At 61.0% G+C, this 23,630-nt stretch carries 21 protein-coding genes and 2 riboswitches; of the genes, 12 read left to right on the top strand and 9 right to left on the bottom strand.

All coding sequences use genetic code 11. The annotated features are described in order from the left end of the window. Positions 1-18: 18 nt before the first annotated feature. Positions 19-2,022: a CocE/NonD family hydrolase gene (locus tag FHT82_RS00180; protein ID WP_183725165.1), complete on the top strand. Its 2,004-nt coding sequence runs from the start codon at positions 19-21 to the stop codon at positions 2,020-2,022. Positions 2,023-2,025: 3 nt separating this feature from the next. Here the strand turns inward: FHT82_RS00180 and FHT82_RS00185 are convergent, their stop codons facing one another. After that, positions 2,026-2,940, bottom strand: a complete 915-nt coding sequence (locus FHT82_RS00185) for an alpha/beta hydrolase (RefSeq protein WP_183725167.1) — start codon at positions 2,938-2,940, stop codon at positions 2,026-2,028. Positions 2,941-3,354: 414 nt separating this feature from the next. Between FHT82_RS00185 and betC the strand changes: the two genes are divergently transcribed. Further along, a complete protein-coding gene (gene betC, locus FHT82_RS00190; protein ID WP_183725169.1) occupies positions 3,355-4,869 on the top strand; it encodes a choline-sulfatase in 1,515 nt (504 codons plus the stop codon). 95 nt (positions 4,870-4,964) lie between these two features. On the opposite strand, the gene FHT82_RS00195 is transcribed toward betC, so the two are convergent. The 6 genes from FHT82_RS00195 to thiC form a co-directional block, all read right to left on the bottom strand. Continuing rightward, positions 4,965-5,228, bottom strand: coding sequence for a hypothetical protein (locus tag FHT82_RS00195; protein ID WP_246698014.1), 264 nt, complete (start codon positions 5,226-5,228; stop codon positions 4,965-4,967). Positions 5,229-5,279: 51 nt separating this feature from the next. After that, positions 5,280-5,744, bottom strand: coding sequence for a YbhB/YbcL family Raf kinase inhibitor-like protein (locus FHT82_RS00200; RefSeq protein WP_183725171.1), 465 nt, complete (start codon positions 5,742-5,744; stop codon positions 5,280-5,282). Positions 5,745-6,111: 367 nt separating this feature from the next. Further along, positions 6,112-6,885 (bottom strand): thiazole synthase, encoded by a 774-nt coding sequence (locus FHT82_RS00205; protein WP_183725173.1) that lies wholly within the window; start codon positions 6,883-6,885, stop codon positions 6,112-6,114. A gap of 3 nt (positions 6,886-6,888) precedes the next feature. Next, complete coding sequence (thiS, locus tag FHT82_RS00210) at positions 6,889-7,086, bottom strand: sulfur carrier protein ThiS (protein ID WP_183725175.1); 198 nt, start codon at positions 7,084-7,086, stop codon at positions 6,889-6,891. Continuing rightward, entirely contained in the window at positions 7,086-8,057 is a 972-nt protein-coding gene (gene thiO, locus FHT82_RS00215) for a glycine oxidase ThiO (RefSeq protein ID WP_183725177.1), read from the bottom strand. Before thiO ends, thiS begins: the two co-directional genes overlap by 1 nt. A gap of 1 nt (position 8,058) precedes the next feature. Beyond that, positions 8,059-9,885 (bottom strand): phosphomethylpyrimidine synthase ThiC, encoded by a 1,827-nt coding sequence (gene thiC, locus FHT82_RS00220; protein ID WP_183725179.1) that lies wholly within the window; start codon positions 9,883-9,885, stop codon positions 8,059-8,061. A gap of 92 nt (positions 9,886-9,977) precedes the next feature. After that, positions 9,978-10,110, bottom strand: a riboswitch (TPP riboswitch). Between the two features lie 410 nt (positions 10,111-10,520). Here thiC and FHT82_RS00225 point away from each other — a divergent pair. Beyond that, positions 10,521-10,724 carry a cold-shock protein gene (locus tag FHT82_RS00225; protein WP_183725181.1) on the top strand — a complete coding sequence of 68 codons (204 nt, stop codon included), beginning with the start codon at positions 10,521-10,523 and terminating at the stop codon, positions 10,722-10,724. A 116-nt stretch (positions 10,725-10,840) separates the two neighbouring features. Here FHT82_RS00225 and FHT82_RS00230 read toward each other — a convergent pair whose 3' ends face one another. Further along, entirely contained in the window at positions 10,841-11,134 is a 294-nt protein-coding gene (locus FHT82_RS00230; protein WP_183725182.1) for a DUF2934 domain-containing protein, read from the bottom strand. A 325-nt stretch (positions 11,135-11,459) separates the two neighbouring features. Here FHT82_RS00230 and FHT82_RS30220 point away from each other — a divergent pair, with 325 nt between their 5' ends. The 8 genes from FHT82_RS30220 to atzF all read left to right on the top strand — a co-directional run bounded on the left by FHT82_RS30220 (position 11,460) and on the right by atzF (position 21,770). Further along, positions 11,460-11,765, top strand: a complete 306-nt coding sequence (locus FHT82_RS30220; protein WP_246698063.1) for a hypothetical protein — start codon at positions 11,460-11,462, stop codon at positions 11,763-11,765. Between the two features lie 220 nt (positions 11,766-11,985). Further along, positions 11,986-12,097: riboswitch (guanidine-I (ykkC/yxkD leader) on the top strand. 71 nt (positions 12,098-12,168) lie between these two features. Next, the gene (locus FHT82_RS00235) at positions 12,169-13,242 is read left to right on the top strand and encodes a putative urea ABC transporter substrate-binding protein (RefSeq protein ID WP_183725184.1); all 1,074 of its coding nucleotides are present in this window, start codon (positions 12,169-12,171) and stop codon (positions 13,240-13,242) included. Positions 13,243-13,300: 58 nt separating this feature from the next. Beyond that, positions 13,301-14,119 (top strand): ABC transporter permease, encoded by an 819-nt coding sequence (locus FHT82_RS00240; RefSeq protein WP_183725186.1) that lies wholly within the window; start codon positions 13,301-13,303, stop codon positions 14,117-14,119. Further along, positions 14,116-14,940: an ABC transporter ATP-binding protein gene (locus FHT82_RS00245; RefSeq protein WP_183725188.1), complete on the top strand. Its 825-nt coding sequence runs from the start codon at positions 14,116-14,118 to the stop codon at positions 14,938-14,940. The genes FHT82_RS00240 and FHT82_RS00245 overlap by 4 nt, the downstream gene beginning before the upstream one ends. Further along, positions 14,937-15,758 (top strand): urea amidolyase associated protein UAAP1, encoded by an 822-nt coding sequence (locus FHT82_RS00250; RefSeq protein WP_183725190.1) that lies wholly within the window; start codon positions 14,937-14,939, stop codon positions 15,756-15,758. The genes FHT82_RS00245 and FHT82_RS00250 overlap by 4 nt, the downstream gene beginning before the upstream one ends. A gap of 10 nt (positions 15,759-15,768) precedes the next feature. Further along, positions 15,769-16,419, top strand: a complete 651-nt coding sequence (locus FHT82_RS00255; protein WP_183725192.1) for an urea amidolyase associated protein UAAP2 — start codon at positions 15,769-15,771, stop codon at positions 16,417-16,419. Between the two features lie 2 nt (positions 16,420-16,421). Then, positions 16,422-19,961, top strand: a complete 3,540-nt coding sequence (gene uca / locus FHT82_RS00260) for an urea carboxylase (RefSeq protein WP_183725193.1) — start codon at positions 16,422-16,424, stop codon at positions 19,959-19,961. A 3-nt stretch (positions 19,962-19,964) separates the two neighbouring features. Then, complete coding sequence (gene atzF, locus FHT82_RS00265) at positions 19,965-21,770, top strand: allophanate hydrolase (protein ID WP_183725195.1); 1,806 nt, start codon at positions 19,965-19,967, stop codon at positions 21,768-21,770. 208 nt (positions 21,771-21,978) lie between these two features. Here the strand turns inward: atzF and FHT82_RS00270 are convergent, their stop codons facing one another. Further along, a complete protein-coding gene (locus FHT82_RS00270; protein ID WP_183725197.1) occupies positions 21,979-23,154 on the bottom strand; it encodes an adenylate/guanylate cyclase domain-containing protein in 1,176 nt (391 codons plus the stop codon). A 239-nt stretch (positions 23,155-23,393) separates the two neighbouring features. On the opposite strand from FHT82_RS00270, the gene FHT82_RS00275 reads away from it, so the two are divergent. Then, entirely contained in the window at positions 23,394-23,591 is a 198-nt protein-coding gene (locus FHT82_RS00275) for a hypothetical protein (protein WP_183725199.1), read from the top strand. Positions 23,592-23,630: the final 39 nt, after the last annotated feature.

The raw sequence follows: 23,630 nt of genomic DNA on the forward strand, positions 1-23,630 counted from the left end.
TCTTCTGGATATATGACCATGTCAGACCGCAGCTTCACGACCATCGAAAATCAGTGGATCACCTTGAAGGACGGCACGCGGCTCGCCGCACGCATCTGGATGCCCGACGGCGCGGAGAGCGACCCGGTGCCGGCGGTCTTCGAATTCCTGCCCTACCGCAAGCGCGATGGAACCAGCCTGCGCGACGAATCCACCTATCCGGTCTTTGCGGCAGCCGGCATTGCCGGCGTGCGTGTCGACATCAGAGGCTCCGGCGAATCCAGCGGCATTATCGATGGCGAATATACCGAGCTTGAGCTTGCCAATGCTTGCGAGCTGATCGCCTGGATCGCAGCACAGCCCTGGTCGAACGGGTCGGTCGGCATGATGGGTATTTCCTGGGGCGGCTTCAACTGCCTGCAGGTCGCAGCCTTGAAGCCCCCGGCGCTGAAGGCAGTGATTTCAATCGCTTCCACGGTCGACCGCTATAATGACGATATCCACTACAAGAACGGCTGCCATCTCTCTGCCCAGCTTTCCTGGGCGGCGACCATGCTTGCCTACCAATCGCGCTCCCCCGATCCGGCCATTGTCGGCGACGAATGGCGCGATATGTGGCGGCAGCGCCTGGAGCAGGAACCCTTCTTCATGGAAGAATGGCTGGAGCATCAGCGCCGTGACGATTTCTGGCGGCATGGGTCGATCTGCGAAGATTTCGCGGGCTTTGATATCCCCGCCATCGTCATCGCTGGCTGGGCGGATGGCTATCGCAACACGCCGTTGCTGGCCGTCGAGGGTCTCGGCGAGAAGGCGAAGGCGTTGATCGGTCCATGGATCCACAAGTATCCGCATTTCGCCTGGCCGAAGCCGCGGGTCGATTTTCATGGCGAAGCCATCGCCTGGTGGAACCGATGGCTGCGCGGCGAGCGCAACGGCGCGGAGACCATGCCATCCTTACGTGCCTATATTCTCGATGCCATAAAGCCCGCCACGCGCCGCGATTTCGACCCCGGTTTCTGGATCGCCCAGCGTATTTGGCAGCAGCCGGACATGCAGTGCTTCTATGTCGAGCAGTTCGGTGCCTTGATGGAAGGCATGCCGATCCCACATGCGCCGGAACATCCTGTTTATCTGCGCTCGCCGCTCGATACGGGCACGGCCTCGGGCGAATGGTTCACCTTGAAGCCGGATGCGGAACTGGCGATCGATCAGCGCCTCGATGACGCCGGATCGTTGATCTTCCAGACCGCGCCGCTGGTAGAGGACCATGATTATCTCGGACGCCCGGCCCTCACATTGACGTTGAGATGCGACGCCGAAACCGCCAATCTCTGCGCAAGGCTCGTCGATGTCCATCCAGACGGCACGGCAACGCGCGTCTCCTTTGGTCTGCTCAACCTCGCTCATCGCAATGGCAATGATGCACCGGAGCCGCTGAATAAGGGGGAACTGACAACTATTACCATCACGCTCGATGCCTGCGGCTACCGTTTCCGCAAGGGGCACCGTATCCGCCTGTCGCTATCAACGGCCTATTGGCCGATGGTGCTGCCCCCGCCGGAAGATCCGGGGCTGACAATCGACATCGCCTCCATCGGTCTAGCTTTGCCCAAGCTCGGCGCGCATGAGATCATCGACATCAAGCAGCCCGACAATCCCGATCCCCTACCGAAATATATCGAACACGCACCCGCCTCCACAAAACGGCAGGTGGTGCGCGATCTCTCGGCCGGCGTCACGCGCTATGAAATTCATGAGGATACTGGCCTTTTCGAGCATCCCGGCACCGGTCTTTCCACCCGGCAACTACGCGAGGAAACCTGGTCGATCGCGCCGAACGATCCGCTATCAATGACGGGCACCTCGACCTGGACTTGCGACATGCAGCGTCCTGGTTGGTCAGTGACGACGGTTGCGACAGCATCGATCCGTTGCACGGCAACACACTGGATCATCGCCGCCTCAGTCGTTGCCCATGAAGGCGGAATAAAGATTTTTGAGAAGGATTTCGGCGACACGGCAATCGCCCGCGATCTGATGTAGCCGTCAGCGCGACGCGAAGAGCCGCACCGCCTCGCATACCGCCTTGAAGCCTGCCTGGGCACCTTCGCTCATGTGGCGCGCGCGCAGCCACGCATGCACCATCTGCGGTTCCTCCCGGAACCAGACTTCCACGCCGGCCTCCGCAAGCCGGGCAGCGTAGGCTCGTCCATCGTCTCGCAGCGGATCGAACCGCGCAACCGTGATGAAGGCAGGTGCAAGCCCTTCGACCGATACCGCGTGAAGCGGCGCGGCGACAGGATGGCGCAGCGGTGCCTGCAGAACGCGGCGATAATAGGCGACTTCAGCCGTGGTCAGGCCCGGTGCATTTGCCATTTCAACATAGGAACCCTTCTGCAGGTCTCCACCCAGCGCCGGATAGACGAGGACCTGGCCGGCGATACCAGGCAGGGCCTCCTCCAGCGCCCTGATGGCGAGTCCCGCCGCCAGATTGGCGCCGGCGCTGTCGCCTATGATGACGACCTTGCCACCGGTGGACGACAGCAGATGCTTCAAGACGAGGAAGCAATCCTCGCTCTGCGCCGGCCAGCGGTACTCGGGCGCCAGCCGGTAATCGACGGAAACGAGTTCGGCGCCGGCGAAATCGGCGATTTCAGCACAGATCGAGTGATGGCTTTCGAGCGAGCCGACAACAAAGCCTCCGCCGTGCAGATAGAGGAGAACGGTTGATGTGGTTATTGTCCTTGGCCGATACCGGCGGATTGGTATCCGCAGCACCATGCCATCAGCATAGACCATCCCCTGCGGCAGAGCATGGTCGAACCGCGCGCAGAGTGCGTCATACCATTGGCGTTGCTGCTCGATCGATGCCTCGACTGCGTCAGGCGGATAAAAGCCTTCGCAGACATCAAGGAACTCCAGAATGCTCTCTTCGGTGGGCATCGGTCGGTCGATCGACATGAAGATCCTTCCGCGTGCTCGCAAGATACTGCCGAGGTGGCGACAAGCCAGCCGATACCGCATCATGCACGCGCTGCTCCGCGACGCCTGTCTTGCTGCGACCCCCGGTGTCGCCGGCAAGTCCGCCCCTGGAAAACAGGCATGAGCGAGCGCCCGGAACAACGGATGTCGGCAAGGCGATAGCGTGCAATCATCAAGCTGGTTATCGTGAGGTGATAACTGCGACCCACGCCGCCGAGAGGATCAGTCATGCGACGACCAGTGCCGCTTGTGAAGAGGATAATGGATCTGATCGGCGCTCGCCGAGCCAGACCAGCCCCCGTCGGCGGCATCCGATTCCCTCAGACGAACTGGTGGCGGACGCATCCGTAGATCACCTCCCCCACCCCCGAACTTGAGCAGCGTCGATATATCATGGCCCGTCCCAATATTCTCATCATCATGGTCGACCAACTGAACGGCACGCTGTTTCCGGACGGCCCGGCCGATTTCCTGCATGCGCCGCATCTCAGGGCACTCGCTGCCCGTTCGGTCCGCTTCGCCAATAGCTACACGGCGAGCCCCCTCTGTGCTCCAGCGCGTGCATCCTTCATGTCGGGCCAGTTGCCGAGCCGGACGCGAGTCTATGACAATGCGGCCGAATTTGCCTCCGACATTCCGACCTATGCGCATCATCTCCGGTCTGCTGGCTATCACACCAGCCTGTCGGGCAAGATGCATTTCGTCGGACCCGACCAGCTGCACGGTTTCGAAGAGCGTCTGACGACGGATATCTATCCGGCCGATTTCGGCTGGACTCCCGACTATCGCAAGCCCGGTGAACGGATCGACTGGTGGTATCACAATCTCGGATCGGTAACCGGCGCCGGCATCGCGGAAATCACCAACCAGCTCGAATATGACGACGAGGTCGCCTATAACGCAACCCGCAAGCTCTATGACCTGTCGCGCCGTCAAGACGAGCGTCCCTGGTGCCTGACCGTCAGTTTCACCCATCCGCACGATCCCTATGTCGCCAGGCGCAAATTCTGGGATCTCTACGAGGATTGCCCGGCCCTTGATCCGACTGTTCCGGCCCTGTCGTTCGAGGAGATGGACGCGCATTCGAGGCGCTTGCTGGAAGCCTGCGACTACAAGGCTTTCGACATCACCGCCGAGCAGATCCGCAGGGCAAGACGCGGCTATTTCGCCAATATCTCCTACATCGACGAGAAGGTCGGAGAGATCCTTGACGTACTGGAGCGCACACGGATGGGCGAAGACACCGCCATCCTGTTCGTGTCCGACCACGGCGACATGCTGGGCGAACGCGGTCTCTGGTTCAAGATGTGCTTCTTCGACGGTTCCGCGCGCGTGCCACTGATGATATCGGCACCGGGCTGGCAGCCTGGCCTGATCGATCAGCCGGTCTCCACTCTTGATGTCACTCCGACGCTTGCCGGCCTTGCCGGGCTTGATATTTCTGCGATTGCCCACTGGACGGATGGCGAGGATCTGGCCCAACTCCTGGGCGGCAGCAAGGCACATGGTCCGGTCCTGATGGAATATGCCGCTGAAGGATCGATTGCACCGCTTGTGGCTATCCGCGCCGACCGTTTCAAATTGACGGTCTGCGAAAAGGATCCACCTTTGCTGTTTGATCTTCGGGCCGATCCCCACGAACTCTCCAATCTCGCAGGTGATCCAGCCCATGCGGAAACGCTGGACGCCCTGCTTTCTCAAGTCCATCTCCGTTGGAACCTGTCAGGCTTTGATGCGCAGATCCGCGAAAGTCAGGCCCGTCGGTGGGTCGTCTATCCCGCATTGCGGCAGGGGTCCTACTATCCGTGGGACTATCAGCCACTGCAGAAAGCCGCCGAGCGATATATGCGCAATCATATGGATCTGAACGTCTTGGAGGAGAACCAGCGATTTCCTCGCGGCGAATGACGGGCAGGAGGAATAATCGCGACACCCGGACACTGGCCCTTCGCCCCGGGCGATTTCGGCCCGACTTCGCTCCGGCGGTCGAAACTGGCGCAGTTCTAGCGCAATGCACCCCATCGTGCGTCCCATTCTACCCCCTCGGATAGTTCGATGAGGATCTCACTGGCCCCGTGCAGGTGGCTGCGGGCGATTTGAAGCGCGGCTGCCGGTTCCATCTCCTCGCCGGGAAAAACACTGTAGTCCCTACCCCGGCCAGTCACTTTGCGCACGAAGCCGCGGATCTCGTCACCGGAATGATAGAGCTTGATGACCATGTCGCCCGGCTTTTCCAGACCTTTTTGAAAGCGCCGATAAATAGCCAATATATCCTCCTGCGCACGGCCGTCAGCCGAGCAAGGTGAGCCAGCGGCCGGTTACGTTTGTTCAAACGTGCCGGTCAGTGAGGTTTCAGCGATCGTATGTTTCCGTGCCTCTCGCCACATCGCCTGGATGCCGGCCGAGGCCGGAATTGACAGAGCGGGGACGTCGAGTGCCGCCAGCCTGAAGTGATAGTGATGGACGCCGTGGCCTTTGGGTGGCTGTGGGCCGTCATAGCGGCCATTGCCGAAATCATTGTCGCAAAAACGCGGCCCTCCATTCGGTGCCATATTGCTGTTTTCCGGTAACGCGTTGCGATCGCCCGGTATATTGAAGACGCCCCAATGACGGAAGGTTCCATTTGGCGCATCGGGATCTTCAACGATAAGCGCAAAGCTGCGTGTCTCATCCGGCGCTCCGGCCCATTCAAGGCGCGGTGCTATGTTTTCGCCAAGCCGTGTGTGCTTGTTTGGAATTGTGGATCCGTCCGTGAATGCGGAACTCGTGAGTGTGAACGACATGAAGACCTCCTTCGGCCGTCAGGACCGGCAAATGCCTTCACCGGTCCACAATCTGAGGATTGTTTCAAACATGCAGGTCCAACATGGATCGGGCGCCAAAGTTCCAGCCTTGGCCACGTTTGACCGGCGCATGTGGAACCTTTTCCGGCAGCTGTGGTTCGAATTGTAAGAGGCATACCCTTACCAACGACATGAAAGGGAAAGTGGTGCGCGGGGGTCCGCATTCGTCTCTCCGGCGGTCCCGAGATCCTGAAAATCGAGACGTGACGACGAACAGCGTCTCAAGCGTATCACTCGCACCGGTGCGGACGCGTTAGCCTTTCGATCCAGGCGGCGCTGTCGACGATCAGATAGAAGGGATCGAGCTTCACGCGAATACTGCCTTTCCAATCACGGGTGTCGACGGAACCGCCATGTCGCGCGGCTCCAGCATGCCGGCGCCGAATGCCTGTCGGCCGGCCTCAATTGCCCCAGCGAAGGCTTCCGCCATTGCCGCGGGGTCACCCGCGCCGGCAACCGCGGTGTTGAGAAGGACCGCATCGAAACCCAGCTCCATCACGGTCGTTGCATGCGACGGACGGCCGATGCCTGCGTCGACGATCAGCGGCACGTCGGGAAAATGTGCGCGCATGGATCGAAGGGCCGTAAGATTGAGCGGCCCTGAAGCGGTGCCGATCGGGGCGCACCAGGGCATCAGCACCTTGCATCCTGCTTCCAGGAGGCGCTCCGCCACTATCAGATCGTCGGTCGTATAGGGAAAGACCTCAAAGCCGTCAGCGGCGAGAATGCGCGCCGCCTCCACAAGGGCGAAGACATCCGGCTGCAGCGTATCGTGATTGCCGGTCACCTCCAGCTTGATCCAATTGGTCTGAAACACCTCGCGCGCCATCTTGGCCGTCAGCACGGCCTCGGATACACCGTGGCAGCCGGCCGTGTTGGGAAGAACGCGGACACCAAGCGCCCGGATCATATCGAAAAATGCGCCGCCATTGCGCCCGCCGGCCATTTCGCGCCGTAGCGACACGGTGACGATCTCCGTCCTGGACCGCTTGACAGCCTCGGCCAGGATGTCTGGCGAGGGGTAACGCGCTGTTCCGAGCAGGAGGCGCGACCCGAGCTGGGTTCCGTAGAGATCAAGCATGGGTCAGCCTCCCTGCATCGGGGCCAGGATCTCGATCCTGTCATTGTCGTTCAGAAGGTGATCGTCGCGATCCTCGCGATGAATGAGCTCGCCGTTGACGGCGGTTGCCAGCCACTCGCCCTCATAATCGAGTGCCGCCAGAAGCTGCGACAGCGTGGTTGCGACAATTGTCTCGGGTTCGCCGTTTATGATCAGGTGCATCAGGGGCTCCTTTGCTTCGTCTGTCCGGAAAAGACCAGATCCGCGGCTTCAGCCGCCATCGCTGGCGCCAGCAGAAAACCGTGGCGATAAAGGCCGTTGAGGATGATGATATTGCCCTCCCGCATCACGCGGGGAAAGTTGTCTGGAAAGGCAGGGCGGATGCCGGCGCCGGTTTCGACAATCGCAGCATCGGCAAAAGCAGGATGCAGTGCATAGGCGGCATTCAGCAGTTCCATCAGCGAGCGGGCGGTGATCGGCCCTTGGAATTCCGTTTCGATCATCGTCGCGCCGACCATGAACAGGCCTTTACCGCGCGGCACGATATAGACGGGAAAACGCGGATGCAGCAGGCGGACGGGCCGCGCGAGGGTGACCTCCTCAGTCTGCAGATAGAGCATTTCGCCCCGCACACAACGCAACTCCTCGCACTGGCCGATCTGGCCCACCCCGGTGCAATCGACGATTTCCGCGAATTCACCGTCATCGGCGATCTCTTCGGCAAAAGTGACGCCCTTTGCCGACAGATCATCTTTCAATGCGTGCAATACTTCGCGGGGATTGAGGTGCGCTTCCTGCGGAAAGAACAGGCCGTGCCTGAAGCGACCGGCGAGAGAAGGTTCGAGGGTGGCGATTTCGCGTTCCTCAACCCAACGATAGCCGGTCGTGCGGCCGGCGAAGCGCTTCAGCTCGCTCTCATCGCGGTTCGGTGCGACGACAAGCGTTCCCTTGCGGACGATCTTGCCCGGCGAAATCGCTTCCCATCGATCAGCGGAATCGCGGCCGCGTTCGAGTACGGCTTCATCGGCACTTTCCCGCTCGCACCATGGTGCCAGCATGCCGCCGGCAAGCCAGGAGGCTGCCCGGCTGAAAGTCTGACTGGGATCTGAGATCGTGACCTCAGCGCCGCGCCGAAACAGCTCGTGAGCGACCGTGAGGCCGGCGACGCCGCCCCCTTTGACGAGGACGCGCATGTCACTCGGCCGGATGCGCGCTGCCGTTGATCGGCATATAGAGATCGCCGCCTTCTCGATATTTCGCCGCCATCGCGTCCAGCCCCTCCTTCTGCGCCTCCGCGCGGATGTCATGCGAAATCCGCATGGAGCAGAATTTCGGGCCACACATCGAGCAGAAATGCGCAACTTTATGGGCTTCCTTCGGCAAGGTCTCGTCATGGAAACTGCGGGCGGTATCGGGATCGAGCGACAGGTTGAATTGGTCCTCCCAACGGAATTCGAAGCGGGCGCGAGATAACGCATCGTCGCGGACACGCGCCGCTGGATGTCCCTTGGCGAGGTCTGCCGCGTGGGCGGCGATCTTGTAGGTGATGACACCCGTCTTGACGTCGTTGCGGTCGGGTAGGCCGAGATGCTCCTTCGGGGTGACGTAGCAGAGCATGGCAGTACCGAACCAGCCGATCATCGCCGCACCGATCCCCGAGGTGATATGATCGTAGCCCGGCGCGATATCGGTCGTCAGCGGCCCGAGCGTGTAGAAGGGCGCTTCGCCGCAGACGGCAAGCTGCTTGTCCATGTTTTCCTTGATCTTGTGCATCGGAACATGGCCAGGCCCTTCGATCATCGCCTGACAGTCTTTTGCCCAGGCGATCTTCGTCAGCTCGCCAAGCGTTTCGAGCTCGGCAAACTGCGCTGCGTCGTTGGCATCGGCAATCGAGCCGGGGCGCAGGCCGTCGCCGAGCGAGAAGGAGACGTCATAGGCGCGGCAGATGTCGCAGATTTCCTCGAAATGCTCATAAAGAAAGCTCTCGCGATGATGATGCAGGCACCACTTCGCCATGATCGAGCCGCCGCGCGAGACAATGCCGGTGACGCGGTTGACAGTCAGCGGGATGTAATGCAGCCGCACGCCGGCATGGATGGTGAAATAATCGACCCCCTGCTCGGCCTGCTCGATCAGCGTGTCGCGATAGACCTCCCAAGAGAGGTTCTCGGCGATCCCATCGACCTTCTCCAGCGCCTGATAGAGCGGTACCGTGCCGATCGGAAGCGGCGAGTTGCGGATGATCCACTCGCGGATGTTGTGAATGTTGCGGCCGGTCGACAGGTCCATGACGGTGTCGGCGCCCCAGCGAGCCGCCCAAACCATCTTCTCGACTTCCTCTGCCATAGAGGAGGTGACGGCGGAATTGCCGATATTGGCATTGATCTTCACCAGGAAATTCCGGCCGATGATCATCGGCTCGCTTTCCGGGTGATTGATATTGGCCGGGATGATCGCGCGGCCGGCTGCGACCTCCTGACGGACGAATTCCGGGGTCACATGATCCGGAATATGGGCGCCGAAACTTTCGCCATCGCGAATTATGGCTTCGACCTTCGCTTTGCGGCCAAGGTTTTCGCGGATGGCGATGAACTCCATTTCCGGCGTGATGATGCCGGCGCGCGCATAGGCAAGCTGGGTGACCGCCTTGCCGTCTCTGGCACGTAGCGGCTGACGTTTGGCAGGAAATTGCGGTGTCAACCGCTCGCCGGTAACAAAGCCATTGTCTTCGGGGCGCAGATGGCGGCCTTCATAGGCCTCGACATCGCCGCGCGCGAGTACCCAGTTGCGGCGAAGCTGTGACAGGCCCCGCTCGATGCGGATATCTGCTCCGTCGGCGGTATAAGGGCCGGAGGAATCGTAGACGACAACAGGCGGCTCGCCCGATGTCGGATGCACGCTGATCTCGCGCATCGGCACGCGGATGTCGGCGTGAATATCCCCCGCGACATGGACTTTCCGCGACGCCGGCAGCGGGCCGGTGGTAACGGTCGGAGTGAGGTTTTTTGCGGCAATGGTCATGGTTTGAGGCTCCAAGTTGGTGTTGGAGACCCAGTCAATCAGCCGGAATGATGGAAAGACGCCGGCATGGATTCTACGCGTGAATCCAAAGTCTTCGAGCGCTTGCACCGTCCCTACGCCAGTATGAACTGGATCAGGTTCAACGGGTCACTGCGCCCACAATCGGCAAAGCCGTATTGCCTAGCAGTATCTCAGCCCCTTGCCGGGACACCCCTGGTGAATGTCGCAAAGACTATGTGCTCGGCCGAGTTCATGTCAACCCGGAACTGCGGAACTTCGGGCAAACCAGCACGCAGGGTGAACCGCACCGAGCTTGCCCTGAGAGCAATAATATACGACAAGCGCGATCCGCATAACGCAACCCGGAAGCCTTTCGGCGCCCCTCTAATGAAGGGCGATTAATACGAACGCGCGTGGGACGCACGACCAGACACGACACGAGGTTTAGGAACGTTCTCTGCCAGCCAAAGAGGCTCTATCCAACCTCCAGCTCATGCAAACACATGCCAGCACCAGAGCGTGCTGGCTAAGGCCGGTCGTTGTTTCCCATTCGCTCCCGGTAGATCGGGTTGATCGCGCGACAGCTGATCGCTAGATTGCCGGCGCGATTAAACCGCAAGCACACGAGGATTCTCATGCCGACTGGCAAAGTAAAGTTTTTCAACAACGACAAGGGTTTCGGCTTTATCACGCCTGACGACGGCGGAGCTGATGTTTTCGTGCACGTATCCGCATTGCAATACGGTGGTACACTGAAGGAAGGCCAGAACGTGTCCTTCGATATCGGCCAGGATCGGAAGACAGGCAAGTCAAAGGCCGAAAACGTCAGACCGCTCTAAACCGCACGGGATCTCCTTTTCGACAATCAGAATTCATCGCAGGGCGCTCATCGAGGGCGCCCCGCTCTTTCAATCCCATTCAACCAAGTCGAATGGGCCGCCAGGAAGCAGCCCAGTTAGTGCTTGGTAACGCCTGTGGCAATCTTAGTTGACTTCGGCGGCGGAGCCGTCGTCGGAACGCTCTGGGCGCCGCCCTTGGACTTGCCTGCTGCTTTTACCTTAGGGGCTACGTCCGCCTCCCCAGCCTTCTTCGACCGGGGTTTCTTGACCGGCTGACCACCGGTCTCGGTGCTCGCGGCGATTTCCTGAAACGCCTGCAGCCAGTGCTTCATGTCCTCCCCGTGAGGCCGACCCTCCTGCTCCCAGATCTCATAGGCGCGTTGTCTGAGACGGTCTTCGTTCATTGCCATCCGTTCCTCCCTGAGCTAGACCTTAAGACCACTGACATGGTGCGGCACATATCAGAGGCAAGTGCCACCGCGTATTTCCGGCAACGAATAATTGGCAGCACGGTCATGCCTCCGTTCTCCGGCTTGCTGGCCGTGCCAGCGATCTATTGGTAATGGCTGCTCTCCGGGCCGGCGTCGCAATTTGCCGATTGCGAATGCGGTTGTTCACCATTTCCTGAGAAGTCAAAGCCGATTGCGTGCCGTTGAATGATCTAGCAAGCAATTTCAGATAATAGCAAAGGCATCGGTAGCTGAATCGCCTCGGAGTAACGTCGTGAAATCTCGATTGTCGTCCAAATTTGTACTTTCAGCATCTGCGTTGCTCATCGGTTCGACGCTGGCTTCAGCCCAGGGATGGCAAACAGACACGCAAGGTACGTCCAATTGGCATGTTTCACCGCCGATCGGGCAGTGCAATGTCAGTCGAGCCAGAAACAGAGCGATACGCGCGGGCATTTACCGAAGCGAGATCGTCTATCGTGACGAGAATGTGCTGACCTTCAGGGGGCTGACGATTAACGGAGATCGCAAGGAGATCACCTTCGGAAACGAGCCAAGCTGTCCGGAACTGGAGTCGAGAGATATCCCATAGATCGCCGAACGAATGAATGATCTCCTAACTCAATTTTTTATAGCCGCCGACTGCCTTAAGAATCTTAATTTTTATGCATATCGCTAATGCGATCCAGCGAATTGCCTATTTTGTAGGCATTGGTATGCACTTTTTCGACCATTGCCAATACACAGCATACGTCATCCTAGTAAAATCAAACAGATACACGACCTGGCATGACGCTTGCTTCGATAGAGGCAGAGTTGGTGGCTAGGGTTCCGGCGTTCTCGGAGAGCGCGGCTGGTCCGAGAGCCACCACCGGCGGGGGAGAAATCCCGCCGGGTGCACGGCGGGACAAAAGCCCGGGAGACCTCGTAAGCCAAGGGATTGGCACGATGGTCATTGCCGATCCCTTTTGAAGAAAAGCAAAAGGGGAATTTCAATGCAGACTTTTTCGAAAATCCTTTCCATGACCGCGCTCTCTGTCTCGCTGGCTCTCGGGTTCGGCTCCATCGCCAGGGCCGAGCAGAAGACCGAATTCAAGATCGCATGGTCGATCTATGTCGGCTGGATGCCTTGGGGCTATGCCGCTGACCACGGCATCGTCAAGAAATGGGCCGACAAATACGGCATCAAGATCGATGTCACGCAATTCAACGATTATGTGGAGTCGATGAACCAGTACACGGCCGGCGCCTTCGATGCCGTGACCCTGACAAATATGGACGGCCTCTCGATACCCGCCGCCGGCGGCGTCGATACGACAGCGGTCATTGTCGGCGACTTCTCGAACGGCAACGATGCCGTCATTCTGAAAGACAAGGCGAGCCTCGCCGATATCAAGGGCCAGAACGTCAACCTCGTCGAGTTCTCCGTCTCGCACTATCTGCTGGCCCGTGCGCTCGAAAGCATCAAGCTGACGGAGCGGGACGTGAAGGTGGTCAACACCTCGGACGCCGACATGGTTGCCGCCTACAAGACGCCCGATGTCAGCGCCGTCGTCACCTGGAACCCGCTGGTTTCCACCATTCTCGAAGATCCCACGGCCAAGAAGGTTTTCGACAGCTCGCAGGTGCCGGGCGAGATCATCGACCTGATGGTCGCCAATACCGGCGTGCTGAAAGACAATCCGAATTTCGGCAAGGCGCTTGCCGGCATCTGGTATGAGACGGCGGCCCTTCTGAGGGCCGACACCGCCGAGGGCAAGGCGGCCCGCGAGGCCATGGGTTCGGCATCCGGCACCGATCGTGCCGGCTTCGAAGCCCAGCTCGCCGCCACCAAGCTCTTCGACAAGCCGGCTGATGCAGTTGCGTTCACCGCCTCGCCGGGCTTGCCGAAGACCATGGACCTGGTCCGCGCCTTCCTCTTCGAAAAGGGTCTGCTCGGCAATGGCGCCCCGTCTGCCGATGTCATCGGCATCGAAATGCCTGACGGCAAGGTGCTGGGCGATACGGGCAATGTGAAGCTGCGTTTCACCGAGACCTACATGAAGGCCGCCGCCGACGGTTCGCTCTGATCGCAACGGAGGCGCAGCCTACCCGCGCCTTCCCTCCTTCACCAGCGGAGCATTTCCCATGCGTTGGATCAACACGAGGCCGAGCCGGGGCGCACAGTTCGCCTTGATGATGCTGCCCTTCGTGCTGCTCGTCGTCGCCTATGCGTTCGGTTCGGCCGCGCGACTGGCGGAAAACACCAATGACAAGCTTCTGCCAAGCCTTGCTGGCTTTGCCGATGCGATCAACCGCCTGGTTTTCGTTGCCGACCAGCGCACAGGCGAATTTCTGCTCTGGTCGGATACAGGAGCAAGTCTGATCCGGCTGCTCTCCGGCCTCGGGATCTCCACTGCAATTGCGCTCGTCGTCGGCATGCTGATCGGCATGCTGCCCTATCTGAGAGCGCTGCTTTCCCCTTTCGTTGCCGCCATCTCCATGGTGCCGCCGCTCGCGCTCCTGCCGATCCTCTTCATCGTCATGGGGCTCGGCGAAACCTCGAAGATTGCCCTCATCGTCATCGGCGTCGCGCCGACGATGATCCGCGACCTGGCACTGAAGGCGCTGGAGCTGCCCCGCGAACAGATCGTCAAGGCCGAGACGCTCGGCGGCTCCTCATGGCAGATCGGCCTGCGTGTCGTGCTGCCCCAGATCCTGCCGCGGCTGATCACCTGCCTCAGATTGCAGCTCGGCCCGGCATGGCTGTTTCTGATCGCGGCGGAAGCGATCTCCTCGGATTCCGGCCTCGGCTACCGCATCTTCCTCGTCCGCCGCTATCTCTCGATGGATATCATCTTTCCCTATGTAGTCTGGATCACCCTGCTTGCCGTTGTGATGAATTATCTGCTCGACCGCCTGCGCATCGCCGTCTTCCCCTGGTCGGAACTGGAGAGGCAGGCATGAGTGAACTCAGGGTCGAACGGGTCTGGAAGGAATATGGCGACCAGATCGTGCTCGAGGACGTTTCGCTGACCGTCGATGCACGCGCTTTCGTCGCGCTGGTCGGCCCCTCCGGCTGTGGCAAGTCCACATTTCTGCGCATGCTGCTTGGTCAGGAACGGCCGACGAAGGGCAAGATCCTGCTCGACGGTGAGCCGCTGCCACCGGAACCGGGGCCAGATCGTGGAGTCGTCTTCCAGCGCTATTCCGTCTTCCCGCACCTGACCGTGCTCGGCAATGTGCTGCTCGGCAAGGAATTGACTGCCGCACGCTACAGGGCGAGGCTCTTCGGAGCAGCCCGCCGCAACGCGTTGGAAGACGCGCGCCGGCTGATTGCCGAGGTCGGTCTTGCCGGTTCCGAAGGCAAATATCCGGCCCAGCTTTCAGGAGGCATGCAGCAGCGCCTTGCGCTGGCCCAGGCGCTGATCATGAAGCCGAAGGTGCTGCTGCTCGACGAGCCCTTCGGTGCGCTCGATCCCGGTATCCGCGCCGAGATCCACATGTTGATGAAACGGCTCTGGCACGAGACGCAGATGACCGTCGTCATGGTCACGCACGACATGCGCGAAGCCTTCACCCTTGCGAGCCGAGTCGTCGCCTTCGAACGCCGCCGCGACCGGCCGGAGGAGAAGGAGCGTTACGGCGCCACCATCACCAAGGACATTTCCATCTGGCCGCCGCGCCTTGCCGGCCAATCATCAATCTTCAGCCCCGACCGGGACGGCCCGGTCGCTTCCCTGGGGCACGGCCGGGACGACCTGGCACCATCAGGAGAGATGCTATGATGCATATGAGACGCTCGCCCGAAGAGATCGCCGCCAACCGCGCGCGCTACGAGGAGCATCAGAAGAAGGGTCTGGAATTCGCCCCCAAGGTGCTACCCGGCCCGAGCCCGCTGCCTGCGCTGTCCATCGATGCCTCGACCATCGTCCATCAGGAGACCATCCCGGGCGGCTGGTACTGGTCGACGAAGCTCTTACGTGGCGAGGCGATCCGCATCGATCAGGCCGAGGGCAATTCCACCGTGGCGCTCGTCGCCTGGAACGCGGCCGACACCAGCGAGCGCATTAATCTGGTCGATACCGCCAAGGTCCAGTGGACGACGGCGCTCGGCAAGGGGCGTGTGATCTTCTCTGACATGGGTCGCGTCATGTTCTCGATGATCGAGGACAGTTCCGGTGCCCATGACTGCCTGATGGGTGGCTCGACGGCCGCCTCGAATGCAGACAAATATCCCGGCGAGAAGACGCGCAATACCCGTGACAACTTCGTCCTCGTCGCCGGCAAGCTCGGCCTCGACCGCCGCGACATACCCGGCATCCTCAATCTCTTCGCACCCGTTCGCCTCGCCGAGGCCGGTGGCTTCGGCTGGCAGAAGAAGCTCTCCAACAGCGGTGACTATGTGGAGCTGCGTGCGGAAATGGACATGCTGGTCGGCTTTTCCAATTGCCCGCATCCGCTCGATCCCGATCCGGCCTATCAGCCGAAGCCGATCGTCGTCACGCGCTACAAGGCCGCAGTCCCGGCCGTGGACGATCTTTGCCGGACGGCGACCGCCGAAGCTGTGCGCGGTTTCGAAAACAACGCCCTGATGCGGGCCTGAGGATACAACGATGACCGATTTCATCCAGACCTCTCCTGCGCGCACCGTGGAAAATGCCGCGCAGGATCACTTCATTCCGGCAGAAGCCCCGTGGTCCGGCATCGTGCGCATGGGTCAGACGATCCGCATCGAGGACAGTTACGGCCAGCAGGCTATCGACACGCTCTTCTATCGTGCCGATGATTTCTCCGAGCGCTATTCCAACCAGGATACGATGCGTATGCAGGGTGCCGCCTATGTCGGCATCGGCACGAAGATCGTGTCGAACGAAGGCAATGTCATGCTCACCATGACGGCAGACAGCTGCGGCCGCCATGACACGTCGGCCGGCGCCTGCTCCTGCGAGAGCAATACGGTGCGCTTCGGTCATGGCACGAAATATCTGCATGCCTGCCGCGACAACTTCGTCCTCGAAGTCAGCAAACATGGCATGGGCAAGCGCGACATCGTGCCGAACATCAATTTCTTCATGAACGTGCCGATCAAGCCGAATGGCGAGATGACGATCGTCGACGGAATCTCCGCGCCAGGCGATTATGTGGAACTCGTCGCCGAGATGGACGTGCTCTGCGTCATCTCCAACTGCCCGCAGATCAACAACCCGTGCAACGGCTTCGATCCAACGCCGATCAGGGTGCTGATCTGGGATGGCGAGGACTGAGGATGTTCAAGAAAGTCCTGATCGCCAACCGGGGCGAAATCGCCATCCGGGTCATCAAGACCTTGAGGAAGATGGGCATCGCCTCCGTCGCCGTCTATTCCGATGCCGACCGCTTTGCCAAGCCTGCCATGATGGCCGATGAAGCTGTCCGCCTCGGCCCGGCGCCGGCCAGCGAAAGCTATCTCAACGTCGATGCCGTCATCGCCGCCTGCAAGGCGACCGGTGCCGAGGCGGTGCATCCCGGCTACGGCTTCCTGTCGGAAAATATCGGCTTTGCCGAACGCCTCGCCGCCGAAGGCATCGCTTTCATCGGCCCGCGACCCGAGCATCTCTCAGCCTTCGGACTCAAGCACACGGCCCGCGAACTCGCCAAGGCAAGCGGCGTGCCGCTCCTGCCTGGCACCGGCCTGCTCTCGAGCGCCGACGAAGCACTCTTTGCTGCAGAGACGATCGGCTATCCCGTCATGCTGAAAAGCACGGCCGGCGGCGGCGGCATCGGTATGCAGCTCTGCGGTGATCCGGAAAGCCTCAAGGCCTCGTTCGAAAGCGTGCAGCGCACCGCGCGGGCGAGCTTCGGTGATGCGCGTGTCTATATCGAACGTTTTGTAGCCGAAGCCCGCCATGTTGAAGTGCAGATCTTTGGCGACGGGAAAGGCACGGTCATCGCGCTCGGCGAGCGCGACTGCTCGCTGCAGCGGCGGAATCAAAAGGTGGTCGAGGAGACCCCTGCCCCCGGTCTTTCCGCAGCAACCCGCGCTCGCCTGCACAAGGCAGCCGTCGATCTCGGTTCGGCGGTCTCCTACGAATCCGCCGGCACCGTGGAATTCATTTACGACCCCGTGCGCGAGGAATTTTATTTCCTTGAGGTCAACACCCGCCTGCAGGTCGAGCATCCGGTAACGGAAGCCGTCTTCGGCATAGATCTCGTTGAATGGATGATCCGCCAAGCGGCGGGCGAAGACGTGCTCTCCGGCGCCGAGCCCCTGCAGCCGCAGGGTGCGGCGATCGAGGTGCGTGTCTATGCGGAGATGCCGCATGCAGATTTCCGCCCAAGCGCAGGGCTGCTGACGGAGGTGTCATTCCCTGATGATGCACGTATCGACGGTTGGGTCGAGACTGGCACGGAGGTGACGCCTTTCTACGATCCAATGCTCGCCAAGATCGTCGTTTCTGCGGAGGATCGCCCAGCAGCGATCGAGAAGCTGAAGGCCGCGCTTTCGGGCACATCGATATCGGGCATCGAAACCAATCTGGATTACCTCCGCGCCATCGCCAGTTCGGATCTACTCGCCAGCGGCAAGGTGGCGACGACGGCGCTGCGTGACTTTTCCTTCGTACCCGATGTCATCGAGGTGCTTGCGCCGGGCGCGCAGTCGAGTATCCAGGAGCTGCCGGGCCGGCTTGGCCTGTGGCATGTCGGCGTGCCGCCGAGCGGCCCGATGGACGAGCGCTCGTTCCGCCATGCCAACCGCCTCGTCGGCAACGGTGATATGGTTGCGGCGCTGGAACTGACGGTTTCCGGTCCGGTGCTGAAATTTCATACCGATACGGTGGTTGCGCTCGCCGGTGCCAGGATGGCGATAAGCGTTGATGGCGCGAAATTGCCGCATGGCGAAGCCGTGACTATCCGCGCCGGCCAGATCCTCTCGATCGGCAGCATCGATGGGCCGGGGCAGCGGGCCTATCTGGCCGTGGCAGGCGGTTTTGCCGCTCCCGTCGTGCTCGGTTCACGCGCCACCTTCGGCCTCGGCCAGTTCGGGGGCAACGCTACCGGTACGTTAAAGACCGGCCATGTGCTGCATCTTGCCAGAGAGGCCGCTGTCGGGCCGCCGAAACCGGCGACGGAGCCGGCAGAATTGACCCGCGAATGGGATGTCGGCGTTGTCTATGGCCCGCATGGCGCTCCCGATTTCTTTGAGGACGGCGATATCGAGACGCTGTTTTCGACGAATTACGAAGTGCATTTCAACAGCGCCCGCACTGGTGTGCGCCTGATCGGCCCGGCGCCGAAATGGGCGCGCAGCGATGGTGGTGAGGCGGGTCTTCATCCCTCAAATCTGCATGACAACGCCTATGCCATCGGCGCGATCGATTTTACCGGCGACATGCCGATCATCCTCGGTCCGGACGGACCGAGCCTCGGCGGATTCGTCTGCCCTGCGGTGATCGCCCGCGACGAGCAGTGGAAGATGGGGCAGTTTAAACCGGGCGACCGCATCCGCTTCCACCCCGTTTCACGTTCTGAGGATCCGATCGCCGGCCCGGCGGTGCATCGGGTGACGGAAGAAGCGGGCTCGCCGATCGTCGGCCACCGTGACGATGGACCTGTCTCCGTCGTCTACCGCCGGCAGGGTGACGATAACCTGCTGGTCGAGTATGGGCCGATGACGCTCGATATCGCTCTGCGGCTCAGGGTTCATCTCCTGATGCAGGCTCTATCGAAAGCGCGTCTGCCAGGGATTATCGATCTCACGCCTGGCATCCGCTCGCTGCAGATTCACTATGACGGTACGAATTTGACCCGCAAGCGCCTGCTTGGCTTGCTCGCCGAGATCGAGGCAGGCCTGCCGGCAGCCCAGGACGTCAAAGTGCCGAGCCGCATCGTGCATCTGCCGCTGTCCTGGAACGATCCGGACGCGGAACTTGCCATGCGCAAGTATCAAGAGCTCGTTCGGCCGAACGCGCCATGGTGCCCGTCCAATATCGAGTTCATCCGCCGCATCAATGGCCTGGCGGATGAACAGGCGGTGCGCCACGTCGTCTTTGACGCCAGCTATCTCGTGCTCGGCCTCGGCGATGTCTATCTCGGCGCGCCGGTCGCCACTCCGATCGATCCGCGCCATCGGCTGGTAACGACCAAATATAATCCGGCCCGCACATGGACACCGGAAAATGCCGTCGGTATCGGCGGTGCCTATATGTGCATCTATGGCATGGAAGGCCCTGGCGGTTACCAGCTCTTCGGCCGCACCATCCAGATGTGGAATACGTGGCGGCAGACGCCGGTATTCGCCAAGGACAAGCCGTGGCTGCTCGATTTCTTCGATCAGATCCGCTTCTTCCCGGTCAGCCACCCGGAATTGGCGGAAGCCCGCAGCGCCTTCCCGCATGGCGGCTACCCCGTCACGATCGAGGAAACGGAATTCTCCTATGCCGCCTATGAGAGAGAACTCCGGGCGAATGCCGCCTCGATCGGCCGCTTCAAGGCAAGACAGCAGGCTGCCTTCGATGCCGAGCGCCTGCGTTGGAAGGAGGCGGGCCTCGACAGCTTCGTCGCTGACGAAGGCGCAGGGGAAAGCCTGGACGGGGATATTCCCGAGGGATGCTTCGGCGTTGCCAGCGCCGTACCCGGCAATATCTGGAAACTGCTGGTCGAGCCGGGCGTACCGGTCGCGGCCGGCGACACGCTTGCCATCATCGAATCCATGAAAATGGAAATCAACGTCACCGCACATGCGCCGGGCCGTGTCCGCGACCTGCGCGCCGGCCCCGGACGAAACGTCAAAGCGGGCGATATCATTGTTGTTCTGGAGGAATGCTGACCTATGCTGCCGACCATTCTTGATCTGACAAGCCTTCGCGCAGCCTATGAGGCAGGCACAACCCCGCTCGATGTCATCGAGACCGTGATTGCCCGTCGTGCCGCCTCGAAGGATCCGGCAATCTTCATCACGCCGACGCCTGATGACACGTTGCGGGCCGAGGCGCGCGCCCTGATGGAGCGCGCGCCTACGCCAAACAGCCTGCCGCTCTGGGGCATGCCCTTCGCCGTCAAAGACAATATCGACGTAGCAGGTCTGCCGACCACCGCTGCCTGCCCGGCTTTCGCCTATCAGCCCGAAAGGGACGCTACAGTTGTCGCCAGGCTGCGGGCGGCGGGCGCGATCGTCATCGGCAAGACCAATCTCGACCAGTTCGCGACCGGCCTCAACGGCACGCGCTCGCCCCATGGAGCACCGCGGTCGGTGTTCGACGCCGACTATATATCCGGCGGTTCGAGCTCCGGCTCGGCCGTGGCGGTGGCATCCGGCCTGGCCGCCTTTGCGCTCGGAACGGATACTGCCGGCTCAGGCCGTGTGCCGGCAGCCTTCAACAATCTCGTCGGCATCAAGCCGACGCCGGGCCTGCTGCCGAATACCGGCGCGGTGCCGGCCTGCAAGAGCGTCGACTGCATCACCATCTTTGCCGCTGTTGTCGGCGACGGCGTCGCAATCCGCAAGATTGCCGAGGGCTTCGATGCCGCCGACGCGTTCTCCAGGCGTGCCAAGCCGGCTTCGCTTCCGGCCGCCGCCCTGCGCGTCGGCGTTCTCGACGGCGCAGAGCGCGAATTCTTCGGCGATGCCAATGTCGAGACGCTCTACGATCAGGCGATCGAGCGCGCAAAGGCGCTCGGCGCGACGATCGTTCCCTTCGATTATGCGCCCTTCCGTGAGGCGGCTTCTCTCCTCTATGACGGCCCATGGGTTGCCGAGCGCCTGGCTGCCGTCGAAGATTTCCTGGCGAGCAACGCCGCCGATTTCGATCCCACGGTTCGCAAGATCATCGAAGGCGCCAAAGGCAGGACCGCCGTCGAAGCCTTCAACGGTCGCTACAGGCTCGAGGAGCTGCGGCGCGAGACGGAAGCCGAATGGGCAAAGGCCGATCTGCTGCTGCTGCCGACAGCACCGACGACTTATAAGGTCGCCGACATGCAGGCCGACCCGATCGTGCTCAACGGTCGGCTTGGCCGCTACACGAATTTCGTCAATCTGCTCGATTGCGCGGCAATCGCCGTTCCCGCCGGCTTCGGCGACAACGGCCTGCCGGGCGGCGTGACACTGGTTGCGCCAGCCTTCACCGACGATGCGCTGGCTCCCCTTGCCGATGCGCTGCATCGCGCAGCCGCAGCCGGCATGGGTGTCGACCGCACTGCGGCGATGCCTGAGCAGAGCCGTCTCGCCTCACTGACGGACGATACCATCGCCATCGCCGTAGTCGGCGCGCATCTGACGGGTATGCCGCTCAATCATGAGCTGACAACATTGGGTGGCACATTGGTAAGGGGCTGCCGCACCGCAGGCGATTATCGTCTCTTCGTGCTTCCGAATACTATGCCGCAAAAGCCCGGCCTCGTCCGCGAACCGGGGTATGACGGGCATGGACTGGAGATCGAGGTCTGGGCGTTGCCATCAGAGGGCTTCGGCCGTTTCGTTGCAAATATCCCTGCACCGCTTGGTATCGGCAAGGTGACGCTGGAGGACGGTTCGAGCGTATCGTGCTTTCTCTGTGAATCCCATGCTGTCGACGGAGCCGAGGAGATCACGGCTCTCGGCGGCTGGCGGAACTATATGCGCAGCAAATCGGCCGCTTGAATCGGAGGGGTACGGCAGTGAAACTCATAGTTCGACTGCTGATCAATGGACTCGCGGCGCGTGCCGGCGCGCTACGAGGTCGACCTGTCATCTTTGTCCACAGTCCGCTCCATGGCCGAGACGGGACGAAATGATGGCCACCGTGTCGAGCTGCGGCGGTACAAGCTTTTCCATGGCTCCGAGCGGGAGCCGTAGCGACGGCCCAGCTTCAATCCGGCCAGGCATAAATCACGGCTGGACGAGCGACGCCTTTGAGTGGAAAAATGCCGGCTTTCTCGAAACGGCCTGGCGCCTGCAAAACGAAATCGGCGGATGCAAGCAGGCTATGGCCGATTTCGTCGGCCAGCTTCTCCATGCGCGCCGCCTCATTGACCGCTCTACCAATGGCGGTGAAGTCAAGGCGGCGGGCCGCGCCGACATTCCCATAAAAGACTTCGCCGACGTGAAGCACGATATCGACGAGCAGCTCCGGCTCCCCCGCTTCCGCCCGCCTGCGATTGACGTCGGCATTGGCATTCATTGCAGCACGCGCCGCCGATAAGGCGCGGTCACAAGCCTCAGCCGGGTTGTTGATATCGGCGGAGAAGATGGCAAGCAGACTATCGCCCATGAACTTCAATATTTCCCCGCCCGCTTGTTCGACCGGAGCGCCGATCGCCTCGAAGTGCTCATTGAGCCAGGCAACGATGCGTTCGGGCGCATGTTTTTCATTGAGCGAAGTGAAACTCTTGAGATCGGCGAAAAGGATCGCTGCGTAAACCGCCGTACCGTCGCCACGACGGATATGACCGCTCAGAATACGATTGCTGGTCCTGGTGCCTGTATAAACGGCCAGCACATCCGCCGCGACACGCGTGGTGGCGATGCGGCAACAGGCAAGCGACAGCGCCGGCACCAACTTCTCCAGATCGGCGATCAGCCTGTCCGAAAAGCCATCGGGGTCATCAACGGCGATGGAGAAGCTGACGCCCGCGAGCGCTGTATCGCCGGGGAATGAAACGAGCTTCACCAGATAGTCGGTGGCGCCGAGTTCAGCCAACTCGGTCAGTAGCGGAAGCGGCGGAGCGTCCGGTCCTGGCGGCAAGCGCCAGCGGGCATATTGTTGATTATTTGCCAGCAGATAGGAGATGGGAGAGCGCCGGAACAATTCCTGACCCGCCTCATCATGCCCTTGAACCTCGGTCGAGAAGCCGGAAGAGCGATACCAGGCAACCGAAAATCCCCGCTGCAGGGGATCGATCGACGGCATCGCGATCGACGCACGAAGGATAGGATATCCGAGATCCGTCAGCCGTTCTGCAACACCTTGCAAAATGGTCTCGATCGTATCCGTCGATAGTCCTTCGGCGATGATCCAATCTATCAGGTCTTGCAAGCGAGGCATGGTCACGTCCTTTGCCCCCGAATTCGTGGAGGTTTGCCCTTCTACTCCAATTTCGTCATTGGTCCATCGGCCGCGTCACTTCGCCGTTGCAAAAAAATTCGACACCCGCGTCGATTGAGGTAAAATGCATGGAACAAAATCGCCGCTGCCGCGTCATCTTTCTCTTGGACACCAAAGAACCTGTTATCGCCCTAACAAGAAGCACAACCCCCATTTCGAGGAAGGAAAGGAATCTGTCTATGACCGTACGGACTGTTGATGTTGTGCCGCATGACGATCACGTGGTTACGGCCAAAGAGGCCCTAGAGGGACTTTATCTCAGGCTCGAAATGGAGGCGGAGGTTCGGCTCGTCGCCGCGGCGTTGCGCGCCGGCTGGACGGCAAACGAAGCGCTGGACGCAATCGACCAGCTCCGTGCCGACGATACGAAGCATTGAGGCTCGCTACGCAGAACATCGCTGGCCGCGGCCGCGAAA

The organism is Rhizobium sp. BK275 (assembly GCF_014193555.1).
GTDB lineage: Bacteria > Pseudomonadota > Alphaproteobacteria > Rhizobiales > Rhizobiaceae > Rhizobium.

What these genes read in the sequence shown, in the direction of transcription:
- FHT82_RS00255 (WP_183725192.1), top strand. Translation starts at nt 15,769, where the DNA reads ATGACCGATTTCATCCAGACCTCTCCTGCGCGCACCGTGGAAAATGCC.
- FHT82_RS00205 (WP_183725173.1), bottom strand. Translation starts at nt 6,885, where the DNA reads ATGCTTGATCTCTACGGAACCCAGCTCGGGTCGCGCCTCCTGCTCGGA.
- FHT82_RS00180 (WP_183725165.1), top strand. Translation starts at nt 19, where the DNA reads ATGTCAGACCGCAGCTTCACGACCATCGAAAATCAGTGGATCACCTTG.
- atzF (WP_183725195.1), top strand. Translation starts at nt 19,965, where the DNA reads ATGCTGCCGACCATTCTTGATCTGACAAGCCTTCGCGCAGCCTATGAG.
- FHT82_RS00185 (WP_183725167.1), bottom strand. Translation starts at nt 2,940, where the DNA reads ATGTCGATCGACCGACCGATGCCCACCGAAGAGAGCATTCTGGAGTTC.
- FHT82_RS00275 (WP_183725199.1), top strand. Translation starts at nt 23,394, where the DNA reads ATGACCGTACGGACTGTTGATGTTGTGCCGCATGACGATCACGTGGTT.
- FHT82_RS00245 (WP_183725188.1), top strand. Translation starts at nt 14,116, where the DNA reads ATGAGTGAACTCAGGGTCGAACGGGTCTGGAAGGAATATGGCGACCAG.
- FHT82_RS00270 (WP_183725197.1), bottom strand. Translation starts at nt 23,154, where the DNA reads ATGCCTCGCTTGCAAGACCTGATAGATTGGATCATCGCCGAAGGACTA.
- thiS (WP_183725175.1), bottom strand. Translation starts at nt 7,086, where the DNA reads ATGCACCTGATCATAAACGGCGAACCCGAGACAATTGTCGCAACCACG.
- FHT82_RS00250 (WP_183725190.1), top strand. Translation starts at nt 14,937, where the DNA reads ATGATGCATATGAGACGCTCGCCCGAAGAGATCGCCGCCAACCGCGCG.
- betC (WP_183725169.1), top strand. Translation starts at nt 3,355, where the DNA reads ATGGCCCGTCCCAATATTCTCATCATCATGGTCGACCAACTGAACGGC.
- FHT82_RS00235 (WP_183725184.1), top strand. Translation starts at nt 12,169, where the DNA reads ATGCAGACTTTTTCGAAAATCCTTTCCATGACCGCGCTCTCTGTCTCG.
- FHT82_RS00230 (WP_183725182.1), bottom strand. Translation starts at nt 11,134, where the DNA reads ATGGCAATGAACGAAGACCGTCTCAGACAACGCGCCTATGAGATCTGG.
- thiO (WP_183725177.1), bottom strand. Translation starts at nt 8,057, where the DNA reads ATGCGCGTCCTCGTCAAAGGGGGCGGCGTCGCCGGCCTCACGGTCGCT.
- thiC (WP_183725179.1), bottom strand. Translation starts at nt 9,885, where the DNA reads ATGACCATTGCCGCAAAAAACCTCACTCCGACCGTTACCACCGGCCCG.
- FHT82_RS00200 (WP_183725171.1), bottom strand. Translation starts at nt 5,744, where the DNA reads ATGTCGTTCACACTCACGAGTTCCGCATTCACGGACGGATCCACAATT.
- FHT82_RS00240 (WP_183725186.1), top strand. Translation starts at nt 13,301, where the DNA reads ATGCGTTGGATCAACACGAGGCCGAGCCGGGGCGCACAGTTCGCCTTG.
- uca (WP_183725193.1), top strand. Translation starts at nt 16,422, where the DNA reads ATGTTCAAGAAAGTCCTGATCGCCAACCGGGGCGAAATCGCCATCCGG.
- FHT82_RS00225 (WP_183725181.1), top strand. Translation starts at nt 10,521, where the DNA reads ATGCCGACTGGCAAAGTAAAGTTTTTCAACAACGACAAGGGTTTCGGC.